Source organism: Chitinophaga sp. (assembly GCF_036566945.1).
Classification (GTDB): Bacteria; Bacteroidota; Bacteroidia; order Chitinophagales; family Chitinophagaceae; genus Chitinophaga.
Genome location: NZ_DATCVJ010001069.1, coordinates 1 through 16974, shown reverse-complemented (window position 1 = coordinate 16974; position 16974 = coordinate 1). Strand labels below are relative to the sequence as shown.

General features: G+C 46.0%; 8 protein-coding genes. 2 read left to right on the top strand and 6 right to left on the bottom strand.

What is annotated here, in order from left to right:
* Nucleotides 1-200 precede the first annotated feature (200 nt).
* Nucleotides 201-2255 (bottom strand): excinuclease ABC subunit UvrB, encoded by a 2055-nt coding sequence (gene uvrB / locus VIP81_RS32270; RefSeq protein ID WP_331971955.1) that lies wholly within the window; start codon nt 2253-2255, stop codon nt 201-203.
* A gap of 105 nt (nt 2256-2360) precedes the next feature.
* Between uvrB and VIP81_RS32265 the strand changes: the two genes are divergently transcribed.
* Entirely contained in the window at nt 2361-3164 is an 804-nt protein-coding gene (locus tag VIP81_RS32265) for a S1/P1 nuclease (protein ID WP_331971952.1), read from the top strand.
* 133 nt (nt 3165-3297) lie between these two features.
* Here the strand turns inward: VIP81_RS32265 and VIP81_RS32260 are convergent, their stop codons facing one another.
* Nucleotides 3298-4221, bottom strand: a complete 924-nt coding sequence (locus tag VIP81_RS32260) for a PfkB family carbohydrate kinase (RefSeq protein WP_331971950.1) — start codon at nt 4219-4221, stop codon at nt 3298-3300.
* 78 nt (nt 4222-4299) lie between these two features.
* Nucleotides 4300-5715: an MATE family efflux transporter gene (locus VIP81_RS32255; RefSeq protein ID WP_331971948.1), complete on the bottom strand. Its 1416-nt coding sequence runs from the start codon at nt 5713-5715 to the stop codon at nt 4300-4302.
* Between the two features lie 494 nt (nt 5716-6209).
* Here VIP81_RS32255 and VIP81_RS32250 point away from each other — a divergent pair, with 494 nt between their 5' ends.
* A complete protein-coding gene (locus VIP81_RS32250; protein ID WP_331971945.1) occupies nt 6210-6719 on the top strand; it encodes a hypothetical protein in 510 nt (169 codons plus the stop codon).
* A 179-nt stretch (nt 6720-6898) separates the two neighbouring features.
* Here the strand turns inward: VIP81_RS32250 and VIP81_RS32245 are convergent, their stop codons facing one another.
* The 3 genes from VIP81_RS32245 to VIP81_RS32235 all read right to left on the bottom strand — a co-directional run bounded on the left by VIP81_RS32245 (nt 6899) and on the right by VIP81_RS32235 (nt 16959).
* On the bottom strand, nt 6899-8953 hold the full coding sequence (locus tag VIP81_RS32245) for an OmpA family protein (RefSeq protein WP_331971942.1): 2055 nt from the start codon (nt 8951-8953) through the stop codon (nt 6899-6901).
* A 63-nt stretch (nt 8954-9016) separates the two neighbouring features.
* Complete coding sequence (locus VIP81_RS32240) at nt 9017-10024, bottom strand: PorP/SprF family type IX secretion system membrane protein (protein ID WP_331971939.1); 1008 nt, start codon at nt 10022-10024, stop codon at nt 9017-9019.
* Between the two features lie 98 nt (nt 10025-10122).
* Entirely contained in the window at nt 10123-16959 is a 6837-nt protein-coding gene (locus tag VIP81_RS32235) for a gliding motility-associated C-terminal domain-containing protein (RefSeq protein ID WP_331971936.1), read from the bottom strand.
* Nucleotides 16960-16974 lie beyond the last annotated feature (15 nt).

Here is a 16974-nt window from a genome sequence, read left to right as displayed (position 1 = left end):
AACGTGTTGCAAGGAACATTAAGGAAAGGTTAACAATTTTCAAATTCACCACATGTACGCCTCACTGTAAGTAGGAGAAGTGAGGCGTTAACATATGATAATCAAATTACTACAAATTACATATTTATCATTTTGAACCGGGGAACCAAGCTGACGTATTATAAATAATTACATATAATATTATAAAAAGGCAAAGCCGATTATTGTTTCATTTCTAACAATTCCCGCTCCATAGCAAACATCTGATCCCTTAAACGGGCCGCTTCCATAAAATCAAGATCGCGGGCAGCCTTTTCCATATCCTTCTTCACTTTCGCGATAGATTTCTCCATCTGGGGGATGGTTTTCACCGCTGCAGCGGAGGTCTTAGCATACGCCATGGCATCTTCTGCCACCAATTGGACCTCGTCATGTATGGCCATGGGAGAATTTTCATCGAAGTGTTTGATTTCCAACACAGACGTTTGTCCCAGGATCTGCTCTTTGCTTTTGCGCACCGTCTTCGGCGTAATGTTATGCGCTATATTAAAGGCTACCTGTTTTTCCCGGCGGCGATCTGTTTCATCAATGGTGCGCTGCATGCTCTCTGTCATCTTATCTGCATAGAAGATGACCAGTCCATCTACGTTACGCGCCGCACGACCTGCCGTTTGTGTGAGCGAACGCTCATCCCTCAGGAAACCTTCCTTATCGGCATCCAGAATAGCCACCAGCGACACTTCCGGCAAATCCAGCCCCTCTCTCAGCAGGTTTACCCCTACCAGTACATCTATATTACCCAGACGCAGGTCCCTTAAGATCTCTATCCGTTCAAGGGTATCTACCTCAGAGTGGATGTAGCGCGACTTAATATTAATACGTCCCAGGTACTTATCCATTTCCTCGGCCATGCGCTTGGTGAGGGTAGTCACCAGCACACGATCCCCTTTTTGTACCCGCTTATCTATTTCTTCCAGCAAATCATCCACCTGGTTTACACTGGGCCGCACTTCTATAGGCGGTTCCAGCAACCCGGTTGGACGCACTACCTGTTCTACTACCACACCTTCGGTCTTCTTCAGTTCATAATCACCGGGGGTGGCACTCACAAAAATGGCCTGGTTCACCAAATTCTCAAACTCGTAGAAGTTCAGCGGGCGGTTATCCATGGCAGATGGCAACCGGAATCCAAATTCTACCAGATTCAGTTTACGGGAACGGTCACCACCATACATGGCGCCAATCTGAGGAATGGTCACATGACTTTCATCTATCACCAACAGGAAATCTTCCGGGAAATAATCCAGCAGGCAAAAGGGCCTTGCACCAGGCTTACGGCGATCCAGGAACCTGGAATAGTTTTCAATACCACTACAGTAGCCGAGTTCACGGATCATTTCCACATCATAATTCACCCTTTCGGATAAACGTTGTGCTTCTATCAGTTTCCCATTGGCCTTGAAATAGTCCACCTGCGCTTTCAGCTCATCCTGTATTTCATAGATGATCTGCTGCATCAGGTCCTTAGGCGCCAGATACATATTAGCCGGGAAAATGGCAGCATTTTCCACCACGGTAATACGTTTGCTGTTTTGTACATCAATGGTTTCTATCTCTTCTATCGCATCTCCAAAAAAAGTAATCCGGTAACCATAATCCACATACGACAGATTAATATCCACAGTATCACCTTTTACACGGAAGTTACCCCGGTTAAAGTCGCCGGTAGTACGGCTATAGAGAGAATTTACCAATCCATGTAATAAGGTATTACGACTCAGGGTTTGTCCTTTTTGAATGCGGATGATTCCATTTTCGTAATCGGTGGGGTTACCAATACCATAGATACAGGAAACGCTGGCCACCACAATAATATCTCTTCGGCCAGAAAGCAGGTTGGCCGTGGTTTTCAACCGCAGCTTATCCAACTCTTCATTAATGGCCAGATCTTTTTCTATATAAGTATCACTTACCGGCATATAAGCCTCCGGCTGATAATAATCGTAGTAAGACACATAATATTCCACGGCGTTGTCCGGGAAAAATTGTCTGAACTCCCCATACAGCTGTGCTACCAGGGTTTTGTTATGTGTGAGCACAAGGGTAGGACGCTGAACTTCCTGTATTACGTTGGCAACAGTATATGTTTTTCCGGAACCTGTAACGCCCAGCAGTGTCTGAAATGGTTCTCCTTCATTGAGCCCCTGGGTTAATTGCTTAATGGCTTCCGGCTGATCTCCAGCGGGAGAATATGGCGCATGTATATTAAATGGCATATTGAAATTGTATTTGAGCAGTATCTGTAAAAATACTAAAGAATAAGGAAGTACAAGTGTTAAAAAAGAAGCTTTAATTTTGCCCCTTATACCAAGGACAGACTTATGAGAAAAAAAATTTTAATGGCCCTGATAGTGGCCTTCCTGTTACCCCTTGCCTCTTTTGCGTGGGGACCTAACGGTCACCGCATTGTTGCCGAGATTGCCTGGCTTCATCTTACACCCAAAGCCCGCAAAGCCATTAGTAAGATCCTGGAAGGTCAAAGTATGCAAGGCATGGCGATGATTGCCAACTGGCCTGACTTTATCAAGTCAGATACCACCCACCAGTACGATCATACCAATTCCTGGCATTACCTGGACTTCCCCGCAGCTATTGACCGGGCAAAGTTTGACCAGTTGCTGCATGCCGCTACCGGTGAAAACCTGTACACCGAAACCCAGGCCATGATTAAAGACCTGAAGAATCGCGGACTGTCTGAAGACAAAAAGCTGTTTGCGCTGACTTTCCTGGTACATATGATAGGAGATATGCATCAGCCATTGCATGTAGGTCGTGATGAAGATTTGGGCGGTAATAAAATCAATGTCATGTGGTTCGACAAACCTTCCAATCTGCATCGCGTTTGGGACGAGCAACTGATCGATTTTCAGCAACTGAGCTATACGGAATATACCAATGCGCTTAACGTGGCCACTGCAGCTCAAATTAAGACCATACAGAGCGGTTCTATTGCCGACTGGATGTACGAGTCACATTTGCTGGCCGACAAGGTATATGCGTATACAACGCCGGATGCAAAGCTCAGCTATCGTTACAATTATGTTTTCGTAAAAGATCTGAACCAGCAGCTCTTGAAAGGGGGACTGAGACTGGCAGCTATCCTGAATGAAGCTTTTAGCAGTTAGCTTTTAGCAGTTAGCTTTTAGCTTTTAGCTTTTAGCAAAAATGCAGCGAACCAGCTTTTAGCAAAAAATGCAGCGGGGAACATGCTATGTTCTTCGCTGCATTTTTTGCTAAAAGCTAAAAGCTAAAAGCTTTCTAAACCAGATCAATATCGAAGTTCACCAGCTGTACGAACTGTTCCAGGCGGGCAGTGATGTCTTCATGGGTGATTTCCCGGAGACGCTCTGTACCGAATTTCTCCACACAGAAAGAAGCCATGGCAGAACCTACAATGATCGCGGTCTTCATATTGTCGAAAGAAAGGTCTTTTGTCTTAGCCAGGTGTCCAATGAAACCACCTGCAAATGTATCACCGGCGCCGGTTGGATCATATACTTCATCCAGTGGCATAGCCGGTGCGAAGAATACATGATTTTCGTAGAATAACAATGCACCATGTTCGCCTTTCTTAATAATCAGGTAACGTGGTCCCATAGACATGATTTTACGGGCAGCTTTTACCAGTGAGTACTCACCACTCAGCTGACGCGCTTCGCCGTCATTCACCATCAACAGATCTACTCTTTTCAGTACCTTCAACAGATCGTCCAACGCCACATCCATCCAGAAGTTCATGGTATCCATTACAATCAGTTTAGGACGTACCTTGAACTGATCCAATACACTCATCTGTACCTGTGGGGTAAGGTTACCGAGGATCAGGAACTCGCTTCCCTGGTAGCTTTCAGGTATAACCGGCTGAAAGTCGGCCAGTACATTCAGGTCTGTAGCCAGTGAATCGCGGGTGTTCATATCCATATGGTACTTACCTGACCAGTAGAAAGTTTTCTCTCCCGGCTTATGTTGTACGCCATCGAGGGCTACGCCTTTTGCGGTCAATGCATCCAGTTCTGATTGGGGAAAGTCTTCTCCGATTACAGATACCTGATTAATTGGCTGAACAAAATTGGATGCGGCCCATGCAATGTAAGTGGCGGAACCACCAATGATTTTGCCTGATTTGCCAAAGGGGGTTTCGATTTCATCGAACGCCATAGTACCTACAACGGTGAGTGACATGCTATTTAATTAATTTTATTACTTTAAAATTCAATACAAAACCAGGCAAAGGTAACTACTTATACAGAAAGCAGGAAGCTAAATCTTCACCTGCTTCCAGGTGCCGCGGCGAAACAGCAGGATGGCTGCTATTGCTGCTGCTGATTCAGAAATGGCGATAGCCCAGAATACCCCGACAGGCCCCATCTTTAACCAAACAGACAAGGTATAGGCCAATGGCATCTGAAACATCCACATGGCAAAGAAGTTAATCAGCATGGGGGTGCGGGTATCGCCGGCACCATTGAATGACTGGGTCAATACCATTCCAAAAGCATAAAAAATATACCCCCCGCTCATAAGCCGGATACATTGCACCGCATAACCGATCACAATTGGATCATCTGTAAAAAAACGGATAATAGCCGGCGCACCTACCATGAAAACAATGGCCACTATACCCAGAAACACCATATTAAAGAAGGCAGCACGCCATGCCGATGTGGCCGCACGCTCCGGTTGTTGCGCACCTAGATTTTGTCCTACGAGCGCCGCTGCCGCATTGGCCATTCCCCAGGCTGGTAATATAGTGAAGATGATTACCCGGATAGCAATGGTATATCCGGCTACTGCGTCTTTGCCGAAGTGAGAAATAATACGCACCAGAAAAATCCAACTGGCAGAGGCAATCAACATTTGCGCGGTGGCGCCCATGGCTATTTTTAAAATAGCGCCAATCAGGCGTCCTACAGGAGCCAGATGTTTCCTGGTAATACGTATTAAGTCCCGTCCTCTTACCAAATGATACAACTGATAAGCCACCCCAATGCCTCTGCCTATAAATGTAGCAATGGCCGCTCCTTTTAAACCCAGTGCAGGAACAGGTCCCCAGCCGGAAATCAGTAACGGACATAGTATAATATTCAGTCCGTTGGCAATCCATAATGTGCGCATGGCCAATGCTGCATCTCCGGCACCACGGAAAATACCGTTGATCAGAAATAGTAAAATAACCACCACATTTCCGCCGAGTACAATTTTCGTATATACATACCCGTAATCAGCCACTTCTTTGGCAGCACCCATTAACAGTAATATATCTCTCGAAAAAAATATGCCCACCACACTTACCACTAATGAAATAACCAATCCGGGATATAGTGATTGCATTGCAGCATGTGCAGCGCCATCAGGGTCCTTCTCACCTGTTCTTCTGGCGATCATAGCCGTAGCTGCCATGCTCAAACCCATGGCACCAGTATATACCAGGGTAAGTACAGACTCTGTTAGCCCTACAGTAGTAATCGCATTTACGCCCAGATGGCTGACAAAATAAATATCCACCACTGCGAAAAGCGACTCCATGGCCATTTCCAGGATCATTGGAATAGAAAGTAAAAAGATGGCCCGATTGATACTACCTGTTGTAAATTCTTTTTCACTACCGGCAACGGCTATCTTAAATAATTGAAAGAAACGAACTACGCGCCAAAGCATCTTCGTTAAAATATGCATACAAAAAAGTTGAAATAAAAAGGAACACAGCGCGCTAATGGCACTGCAAATTAAGAAAGTAAAAGTGGGAGGGCGACAAACGGAAGTACCGTGGTCTGATTACATTTTCATATTACTATCAGTTGGCGCATCTGATGATGCCTTACAAATGTAATTTAATTTTTGAATCATCAAAAAACATCTTTGCAAAAAATGTTACTGAAAAAAAATGCATGGTTAAACATTCAGTTATACTTACCCTGTCATCTTTCAAAACAATTCATCTCGATACAATCCTTTACTACAGCTCATTACAGCGAATAAAAATAAACATTTAAAAAAATTTCTACCTATAGCTGTAACTTTTTATTTCATGTCTCGTTTAACATCTACTAGTAAGCGCTGAAAACCTATATAGAAAAAATAAATCACCATCTTAAAATCACAAGGTTAGTAACAGCTGTAAATCAGCTGTTGTGACATCGCCATCTTAAAACTTTTATAAAACTGAAATCATGCTTATGTTTAACAAACATGCTCTCCGGACTGGAGTAGTAGTCGCTACTGTATTGGGTATATCTTTCACCTCCTGCAAAAATGATGATAATGATACGCCAACGCCACCACCTGCGCGTACCAAAACATTTGACCTGAAGGGAACTGGAGCTGACAAGGACACAAAGGTTGGTAACATTGTACTAACAGAAAATACAGACAGCTCTGTGAATGTAGTATTGAACCTGACCAAAAACACCAAAGACGCAGCGCACAAGATTTATCTGATTGCCGGCACACCTACTGCAGTTACTACTGACACGCTGTACCAAGGCGGATTCCAGGGTACTGGTAATGCGCTGAAAGTAGACCTCTTCACTAAAGTGAAAACAATTAAGGTGAGCAAGCCAGGTGGTATTCAAAAAGATACTGCTTTCAAGTATAACAATGCTTTGGCTATTGCTTCTCATCTGAAAGTATTGAAAGGCGCAGACACACTGGCTATTGGCTTGTTTGGTAAAAACAACTAATTCTCCGGAAAATTTACTTTTAAACGATTGCAGGCATATCCCTTTAAAAGGATATGCTTTTTCGCGTATTCATATTTAAGCAGGAAACCTTACCATCCATAAAAATAGCCGGCCACGTGGCCGGCTATGGTAAGTGTAGGATATGGAAGCAATCGGCCCGTAGCCGCGCTGAGGAAATATTATTGAGGACTACTTTCTTCTTCTTTTACCTGCATTTGTCTTTTCAACACCTTGAATTCTGTTCTACGGTTAAGCTGACGACCTTCAGGATTATCTTTATGATTAGGTAGTGAGTTTGGTGCAATGGGTCTTGATTTACCGTAACCTTTTGCGATGAGTCTTTCCGATGAAATACCTTTACTGATCAGGTAATCCACGCAGGACTGTGCACGTGCCTGTGATAATTTCTCATTGTATTTTACGGAGCCCACACTATCTGTGTGTGCACTCATTTCAATGGTCAGCTTCGGATTATCGTTCAACATATCCACTACAGTATCCAGTACCACTTTCGATTCTTCCCGAAGAGTAGCCTTATTAAAGTCGTAGTAAATATTATTGAGGACAATTGGTTTCTCAATTTCGTAGTGTTTCAGGCAAAGGGTGGGGTTATCCATAGAATCCACTTTTGCCAGTTCATCTGTATTGAAATAGAGTGCTTTGGTGAAATAATTCTCTTTCTCTGCTATAATTTTATAATAGCGTTGCGGATCTACCTCGAAGGTATACCTGCCGGTAGCATCCAGCGTCATTTTTTTGATTGTTTTTCTTCTCACGGTATCCAGCAAGGTAACAGTAGCCCCCTGGAGCGGGAGGTGTGTATCGCAATCAATGATAAGTCCGCTGGCTATTTTGCGGATACGGTTAATCCCAAATACTTCCAGGCAGCAAATAGATTCTCTGTCGGAGCTGATAAATCCTGCAGCAAAAGGATGGGTATTATCCATTGCAGTGTAGTAGATATCATCTTTAGGGGAGTTCAATGGTTTGCCCATATTCACGGGAGCAGACCAGGTACCGAAATCTCCCTCACTCTGGAAGAAATCAAGTCCTCCAAGTCCTACGCGGCCATCTGTACTGAATACCAGCAGATTTTTTTCCGCATCATAAAATGGGGCCTGTTCTTCATCTTTGGTATTAATGGCTGTACCCATATTACGTGCACCACCGGGCGTACCGTTGGATATGATACAGTACCACAAATCATTTTTGCCCATGCCGCCGGGTCTGTTGGAGGCAAAGAGCAGGTATTTACCATCAGCGGTGATGTAAGGCTGCATGGAATTGTAGCCGGCTACGTTTACGTTATCGCCTAATATTTTAGGTTCAGACCATACTCCATTCTGGCGGGTGCTGATATAGATAGCGGATTGTTTCACACCATCTTTTACCTGCCACCTGGTAAGATACAGGGAATTACCATCTGGCGTTAACGCAGATACGCCCTGATCATAGCCTTTCGCGGTAGGTATTTTTACCTTTTGGCTATTGTCAAAATGATTGTCACCGCCGGTAGCAGTATATAGCCCATTCACATACGGGGTACCTTTAGGCTGTTTTTTATTGGCAGCCGTTTGTTTGGGTGCCGTTGTGGGCAGTGGCGGATTATCTGAACGGGAGGAGGTATACATTAAAGTACTTCCGTCCAGTATTACCGGGGCGTAGTTAGCACCACCTTCATTTACATTACCTGAAGTTTTTACGATAGTAAATCTTGGTTCTTTATTGGCTTCTGACAAGGCGAACTGACAGCAGGCAATTTCCAGGGGTGTTCTTGTGGACAGGTCATCGGCAGCAGTATAGCTTTGTTTGAATTTGGTAAATTCATCCAATGCCTGCTGGTACTTTCCGTTAAAGCGCAAACATACTGCATACCAATAGCGTGCCTGCGGGAATGCCGGATTATTAAATCCTACCAGTTGTGCATACCAGGTTTCCGCATTGCCATAATCATAGAAAAGCCGGTAAGATTCTGCCAGCCTGGCTACTACCTGTTGATAATCTTTCAGTTTACCGCTTGGGGGTGCGGAGCCTGCAATGGTATAGGGCAATACCTGTTCTGGTTTGATCTTGAAAGTACCAAGCGCTTTATTATAATACTGCGCTGCGGAATAATAATCTCTTGAATTGTAAAAGACATCGGCGGTATGTTTAAAGTCGTAAACATATTGCGCCTGTGCCGCGTCTATTATTCCTAAAAAAACCACCAGCCAACAGAGTGTAATTTTTTTCATGAGGGTTCCATTTCTTTTTTCTGTATAAGTTTTTTCCTCCATTCTGATCCGGTTGCTTGCAGATTATAACCTGGGACAAATAAAGTATTCTTCGTTTAACACTCTTCTTTTGCGGCTGATAAAAGAAAGAGACACTTCAAAGCTCTGGCTGCCATTTACGAGGCGGCGCATGTTAGAAGTATTGGCATCATAGCTCAACCCCAGCGTGAAGCTTTTGAAATGGAAGCCCGCAAAAGGGATGACCGCATCATTGAAGCGATAGTTACCACCTACCAGGAAGTCGAATTCAGGGTTGACCATTAATTGCGCATATACACCGGCCACAATTTCCTCTGCATTGCCCTGTCTCATGTAAAGTCCTGTAGGTGTAAGGCTAACCGCCTCATTCAGTTTTATTTTAGTACCTCCGTGCAGCAGGTAACGTACCGGCAATTTCCTTTCAGTGCCGTCGGCGGAGAAAGGATCTTTGGGTTGCGTAAGATGTGCGGCCGCAAATCCGGCAAACGGATTAAACATATGATTAGCATTTCCATCGAAGTATACCACACCTGCACCGGCATCAAACTGATTGGAGGTAGTATTATTTACGTTTTCACCATTAAAGATGCTGGGATCAAAACCTGTTACCGGTTGATACTGGCTACCTGTCTGGAATTTAGCGGGATCTAATCTTCTGTTGATCAGGCCGGCGTTGATACCAAACACCAGCTGACTGGTTTTGGTCGGGCCAAATTTCACACCGCTATAGGAAACACTCGCCATGGCATTAAAATAATTATAGCCGGCATCGCCTGCCGACATATTCATTACATTAAGACCTACACCAACATTTTTATTGGTAGCAGCGTCGATAGAAACCCCTGCTGTAGAAAATGGTTTGCCGTAATTCGCCCACTGGTTGCGATAGTCGCCACTAATCCGGTAATCTCCATCTATTACTCCCGTCAGGGCAGGGTTGAGCCATAACGGATAAGCATAATACTGGGAAAAGTGAGGATCCACCTGGGCAACAGACATTCTGGGCAACAAACTGCACCATAAAATTATTGCGACTATAAAAATCCTTTTCATAGGAACATTTTTTAGCATTTTCTGGATAAACCGGGATGCAACATTGCATCCCGGTTTTATGAATGATTTGGATTCGGTATTACGCTTATGAATCATCATTATCTCATGAGTGTTACGTTACCTTTCTTGGTGATCACGGTGCCGTCCTGCATAGTCGCTTTTACGATGTATACATAAACGCCTACCGGTTGTTTCTGACCACTCATGGTACCATCCCATCCCTGACGCTGGTCTTTGGAAGTGAATACCAACTGACCCCACTGGTTGTAAATTCTGAATTCGAGTTGTGCGATCGCCGTTGAGTACACATACTCGATATCATTCACACCGTCGCCATTCGGGCTGAAGAGATTTGGAACATAGATGTTGTTTCCTTGCGGATTGGTTGTTTTACCTGTTACCGCAGCAGACAATGCACTGGTTTCACAATCCGATGCTCCGATCGCTCTTACCTGGATGGTAGCGCTCTGGTTAGGTTGCAGCCCTGTAACAGTATGTGTAGTTCCGTTCGCACCTGAGCTTGGAGGTATGAATGTTACACCGTTGTCGAGTGTTACTTCATAGCGTTGCGCTCCGGTTATCGGCGACCAGCGGAAGGTGATCGTAGTGGCTGTGGTGTTATCCACAGTTACAACTGGGGCCGGGAGCGGTTGAGCGATGTCTACGGCTACTATTGTTCTTTGTCCTGCACTGATACAACCACCTGTTGTAAATGCTTCCACATAGTAGGTAGTGGCGGTAGTCAATGCTGGCGTTACAAATGTGGCACCGGTGAATAATGGTGTGCCACCAATAGCCTGGCTGTACCAGCGGAAGTCGACGCCTGCTGTTGTTGAAGCTGCCGTGAGTGTTGCTGTTTGGCCTGGGCATACACCTGCTTCGTTACCGGTCACTGTTGGTTTAGCTGGTGCCGGCGTAGCTTCAACGCTCACCGCTGTACGTGTTGGGCTTGAACAGCCATTGCTGTTGGTTGCTTCCAGGTAGTACATCTGGTTAGCGTTTATAGCAGGTGTAGTATAAGTAGCTCCTGTAGTTACTGCTGTTCCGCCTACTGCTTGTGTAAACCATCTGTAAGTAAGTGTTGCATCCGGGTTCAGCGCATTCAGTGTAGCTGCCAGACCCGGGCAAACCTGCAGGGTTGCATTTGCAACGGCCGGTGCTGCTGGTGAAGCATTCACTGATACATTTACCTGTGTTCTGCTGGCACTTACACAACCACCACTGGTAGACGCTTCCAGGAAGAATACTGCATTAGCAGTAGGTTTGAGCGTGTAGTCACCACCGGTGAATACTGCTGTACCACCACGGAGTGTAGTATACCATTTATAGATAACGCCTGCTTGTCTGTTCTTCACTGCGAGTACACCTGTCTGACCACTGCATATGGTGATTGCATCAGCCAGCGGTGCATCTATTGTGCTGACTACTGTTGCTGTTAATCCTTTGCGTGCACTGCTGCATCCTGCACTGTTCAACGCTTCGAGGTAGAAGACGGTTGTTTGTGCGAGTGCGGCAGTCGTATAGGCATTACCGGTAGCCAGCAGCGTTCCGTTAGACGGTGCATCAAACCAGCGGTATGTCATTGTTGCATCAGGATTTTTAATAGTGAATGTAGCAGTGCCACCTATGCAGGTCACCACATTATCCAGATCTACTGTTGGAATTGGCGGAGCCGGATCAACAGATACATTCACCGCAGTTCTGGTAGAGCTGGAGCAGCCGCCACCCAGATTAGCCTGTACATAGTAAGTAGTATTCTGCGTAACTACAGGTACACTGTAAACAGCTCCTGTAAAGAGCAATGAGCCATTTGTTGCAGCATCATACCACTGATAGATAATGTTAGGCAGTATTGTTCTCACTGCCACGGTTACACCTGTACCCGCGCATGTTTTGAGAGAAGCTGCCACTACATCCGGTGCATTAGGCGCTACTACCACCGTTACGGTAGCTTTTACTCTGTCAGATGCGTTACCGCACTGGCCTGTAGTACCGGTTGCTTCCACCCAGAAATCCATGCTGGTATTCAGCGGATCGGTTGTAAATACTGGTCCCGTGAATACGGCTGTACCACCGGTAGCCTGTGTATACCATTTATAAGCGATGCCATTGGTAGCGGAAGTTACGCGGAGCGTAGCGGAAGTACCCTGACAAGCTGTTACTGCATTAGATTCCAGTATTGGTGTTGGTGCTTGTCCTACACCGATGGACACCTTCGTTCTCAATGCACTGTTACAGTTACCATTGCTGGCTTCTGCGTAGAAATCAGTGCTGACACTTAATGCGCCTGTTGAGAAGCTACTACCAGTGAAGAGCAGCTTACCTCCGGTGGCAGCATCGAACCAGCGGTAGGTAGCACCTGCAACCGGATCTTTAATCGTCAGCGTTACACTTCCGCCTGTACAAACGAACAGAGAAGATGCGTTGATCACCGGTGCTGCTGGTATGCTGTTCACCTTAATAGTGGCGCTTGATCTGGTGGCGCTTGGGCAGCCGCCATTTACCAATGCCTGCACATAGTAGGTAACGGTGCTATCCAGGGCCGTAATGTTGAATACGGTTCCTTCGAATACCATTGTACCACCGGTAGCAGCATCGAACCATTGGTAGGTAGTACCTGCGACTGGGCTTTGAATAGCCAGCGAAGCAGGTTGACCTATACAACCCTGTACATTGTTGCTTACCAGGGTTGGAGCCGCCGGAACTGGTACCACATTCACTTTCACGGTAGCACGTGCAGATGGTCTGCCACAATTCGAAGTATCACCGACTGCTTCTACATAGTAGGTAGCATTTGCGCTGAGGGCGCCCGTAGTATAAATCGGACCGGTGAATATGGAGGTACCGCCTGCGGCCTGAGTGTACCACTTGTAGGTTATGTCAATGACAGAAGAAGTCACTTTCAGCACCGCTGTACCACCCTGACAAACCGTTACATTATTAGATTCCAGGATCGGAGTTGGTGCTACACCCACACCTATGGATACTTTCGTTCTGGTAGCACTGTTACATCCACCTGCAGAAGCTTCTGCATAGAAATCTGCCGATGCCGTAAGTCCTTTTACCACGTAAACCGGTCCGGTGAATAATAAGGTCCCATTTGTTGCCGCATTGTACCAGCGATAGGTGAGCGTGTTATCTGCATTTTGAATGGTTAATGTAGTAGTGTCGCCTGCGCAGATGCTGATCGCGGAAGCTGCAATAATCGGTACCGGTACATCACGTACAGTTACGGTTACTGTTTTCGCATCGGCCGCTGAGTTAGCGCACTTGTTATCTCCTGCTACTGTTACGTAGTAAGATGTATTCGCGGTTATCAATGCTGTGGTATATGTCGGACCGGTAAACAGTAAGGTGGTCAGACTGGCATCTTGATACCATTTGAAGATTGGGTTGATTACAGTGGTGCTGGTAGCGGTCAGTTTCACCGTACTGTTTGCACAGATAGTTGTATCTGCCAGTATGATGTCTGCTGCGGTGGCGCCGGCATTCACCGTTACTTTAACGGCTTTCAGTGCACCGGCAGCATTTTCACACTTACCTGCATTGCTTACACTTACATAGTAGGTGTATGTTCCGGTAGCTAATCCGGAGATCGTTAATACACCAGAAGCGCTTACTCCTTGTGTAATCGGACCTGTTTTATCAGGATTTGCATACCATTTAAACACTGGGTTCTGAACCGTGGTGCTGGTTGGTGTTAATACCGCCACACCACCTGCACATACTACCTGGTCAGCAGCCTGAATGTCGGCGGCTGTGGATGCGCTGTCGACGGTCAGCATGATCTTCACGCGTCCGCTGTCGTTAGAACAGTTGCCTGCATTCACCGCTTCCACGTAGAAGTTATAAGTACCTGCCTGCAGATTTGCCGGCGTAGTATAAGTGTTATTATTTGATACCAGTTTCGCACCACCAATAGCTGCATCGTACCAGTTGAACTGAACACCTGCCACAGCTTTCACGCTAAGGGTTACCGGTGTATTCAGACAAGTAGTTACGTCGTTGCTTACTGGTACAGGTACGGATGGTACTCCTTTTACGATTACCTGAACAGGTGCGGAAGCGCTTCCTGTACAACCGTTTCTGGTAGCTCTTACGAAGTAAGTATATGTACCGGAATCGAGGGTGGTTGGTGTTACAAATGCTATGCTGTCGAGCAAGCGGTTACCCTGACTGTTGTACCAGCTGTAAACAATGCCCTGTGCAGGATTCACCACGCTGAGGGTGGCTTGTTTGCCTTTACAGATAGTTGTGTTATTAGCCTGTACTTTAGGTTGCACAATTGCACGCTGTGCATAGTTGAAGTCTACTGCTGTCAGCGCACCCACAACACCTGATTTCAGTTTCACTTCCACCGCATCAAATGCTTTCGTTGGTACGAAGGACAATAATGCACTGCTGCTGCCACTGAGCAGATCCAGGTGAATCACCGGATTAGATACCAGTACAGAGTCCCCGGCAGTATTACCGTTGTAGGTTGTCAGCTGGATGCTGGCAAGAACTGCGGCAGAAAGCACCTGACCTGGATTAGACAGCATCACTCTCACGGTATCGCCTGGAGTAGACAAACCATTGAAAGTAGCTTTTTCAAATACTGTAGCATTCACGGCGCCGAGGTTGATGACCAGAGATGCCGCTGTGTTTTTGTTGTTATCAACTGCCAGGCCTGGGTTATAAACATTACCCAGGATCAACAGACCTGATCCACCGATCGTTTGACCTGTTGCGCCTTCGCAAGGCACCTGATCAAGGTTGCTGGCAACAGTAAGCGCATTCACTGCCACTCTTGCTGACTTACAGGAAGCAGCTCCCGGCAGGGATGCTTCTACCCAATAAGTAACAGTACCCAATGCTGTCGATGCCGGAGCAGCAAATGTTGATCCTTTAAATAAAGTATCTGTGCTTATCTGACTGGCGAACCAGAAGAACTCAGCATTTGCGGAAGCCGCACTTGCCCTGAACACTGGTTGCTGACCAATGATCACCGTATCGGTAGTCGGAGCAACAATAGGCGGAGCCAATGCTGCAGCCGTATTAACCGTTACTGCTGTTCTGGTAGCAGATATTGTATTACAACTATCATTGATCGCTTCTACATAGTAGATCGCTTTAGCAGTTACATTCACCACTTTATAAGTGAAGCCACTATCTGTATTCAGTTTGGTACCACCTGCTGCGACATTGTACCATGCGTAGCTATAGCCTTTCACAGGGTTGATCACTGCGAGTACCGCATCAGAACCAGTACATACTTCCACGTTGGCAGATTGTACCTGTGGTGCAGCCGGTGCAGCGGTTACTTTAACATCTACTCTTGCGCGTCCTTTACTTACACAACCATTTCTGAATGCTTCCACAAAGAAGGTACTATCCCTTGTAAGGGTACCTGTAGTGAAGGTTACGCCATCTTTACCTGTGAGATAACTACCATTACTGTTGTACCAGCGATACGTAACACCCGCTACAGGATCCTGCACATTCAGTGTTGCTGTATTTCCAGCGCAAACCGTTAACTGGGCTGCCTGTACTTTTGGCGCTACCAGGGCACGTTGTGCGTAGTTAAAGTCAATAGTGGTTAATGCACCTACGATGCCTGATCTCAGTTTCACTTCTATCGCATCAAATGCTTTCGTTGGCACGAATTCAATGATGGCTTGTTTACTGTTGCTCAGGAGCGTGAGTTTAACCAGTGGGTTATTTATTGCCACAGAATCACCCGGTGTGCTACCATTGTAAGTGGTTAACTGCACGCCGCCTAATACTGCCGCAGAAAGTACCTGGCTTGGGTTAGACAGTAATACTCTTACCGTATCACCCAACGCAGATGTTCCGTTGAACTTAGCTCTCTGCCATACCTGTGCATTCAGTGCACCCAGGTTGATGACAAGGGAAGATGCTGTACTTGCATCGTTATCTACCGCGAGCGCTGGATTGTACACATTACCCAGTACCAGTAATCCACTGCCTCCAATTGTTTGTGAGGAAGCCCCTTCACATGGTACATCGGTGCCACGACCCACAGGACCGTATACCACCACTACAGGTACCCTGATTGACTTACAGGTAGCGCCGCCTGTAAGCGCAGCTTCTACCCAGTAAGTAATAGATACCGGCGTATTCTGGGTAGCAGGAGCGAAGGTTGGTCCGGTGAACAGGCTATCATTACCGGCCTGGCTGCCATACCATTTAAAGATCACATTTGCAGCATTGGAAGTAGCTGTCAGTACCGCCTGTGTGCCAATAGCCACTGAATCCGGATTTGGTGTTACACTTGGTGCACTTAAAGAAGAAGACAGTACAATACTGATGGCTTGTCTTGCTGACGCCGCGCCACAGCTGCTCACTGCTTCTACATAGAATGTAGTATCTCTGCTAACAGCCGGTACGTTGAATACATAGCCGCTATCTGTATTGAGTTTGGTACCACCTGTTGCCACACTATACCAGTTGTAGGTGAGCAGATGATCTGGATTAGTTACCTGTAACAGTGCATCTGAACCAGGGCAAATATTAACCGTAGCCGGAGCGCCAGGCACTGCTGGTGCAGGAGATACAGTAACGCTTACCGGTATACGTTCAGGGTTAGGACAATTATTTGGTCCGCCCAGTACCGCCACATAGTAAGTGATTTTACCTGCTGTTTTCAGTGTATCGGTAGTGTAAGTATTTTGTGTGCTTAATACGGTAGTGCTGGTAGAATCAGCATACCAGCGCACAGTTGTACCAGCTGCCGGTGTTACGGTGAGCGTAGCTTTATTGTTTATACAAACACTTGCATTGGTGGTATTGACTACTGCTTTAGGATAGAAGATCCTTGCGCCATAGATATCAATAGCATTCAACAGATTCAATACACCGGTTAATTTCACTTCTATACGATCGTAAGCAGCTGGTGCTGTTACGGTTGCTGCAAACTGTTGTCCGTTGAGCAAGCGTAAAGTAAGCAG

Coding starts and splice junctions, on each gene's coding strand:
- VIP81_RS32265 (WP_331971952.1), top strand. CDS start 2,361: ATGAGAAAAAAAATTTTAATGGCCCTGATAGTGGCCTTCCTGTTACCC.
- VIP81_RS32255 (WP_331971948.1), bottom strand. CDS start 5,715: ATGCATATTTTAACGAAGATGCTTTGGCGCGTAGTTCGTTTCTTTCAA.
- uvrB (WP_331971955.1), bottom strand. CDS start 2,255: ATGCCATTTAATATACATGCGCCATATTCTCCCGCTGGAGATCAGCCG.
- VIP81_RS32245 (WP_331971942.1), bottom strand. CDS start 8,953: ATGAAAAAAATTACACTCTGTTGGCTGGTGGTTTTTTTAGGAATAATA.
- VIP81_RS32250 (WP_331971945.1), top strand. CDS start 6,210: ATGCTTATGTTTAACAAACATGCTCTCCGGACTGGAGTAGTAGTCGCT.
- VIP81_RS32260 (WP_331971950.1), bottom strand. CDS start 4,221: ATGTCACTCACCGTTGTAGGTACTATGGCGTTCGATGAAATCGAAACC.
- VIP81_RS32240 (WP_331971939.1), bottom strand. CDS start 10,024: ATGAAAAGGATTTTTATAGTCGCAATAATTTTATGGTGCAGTTTGTTG.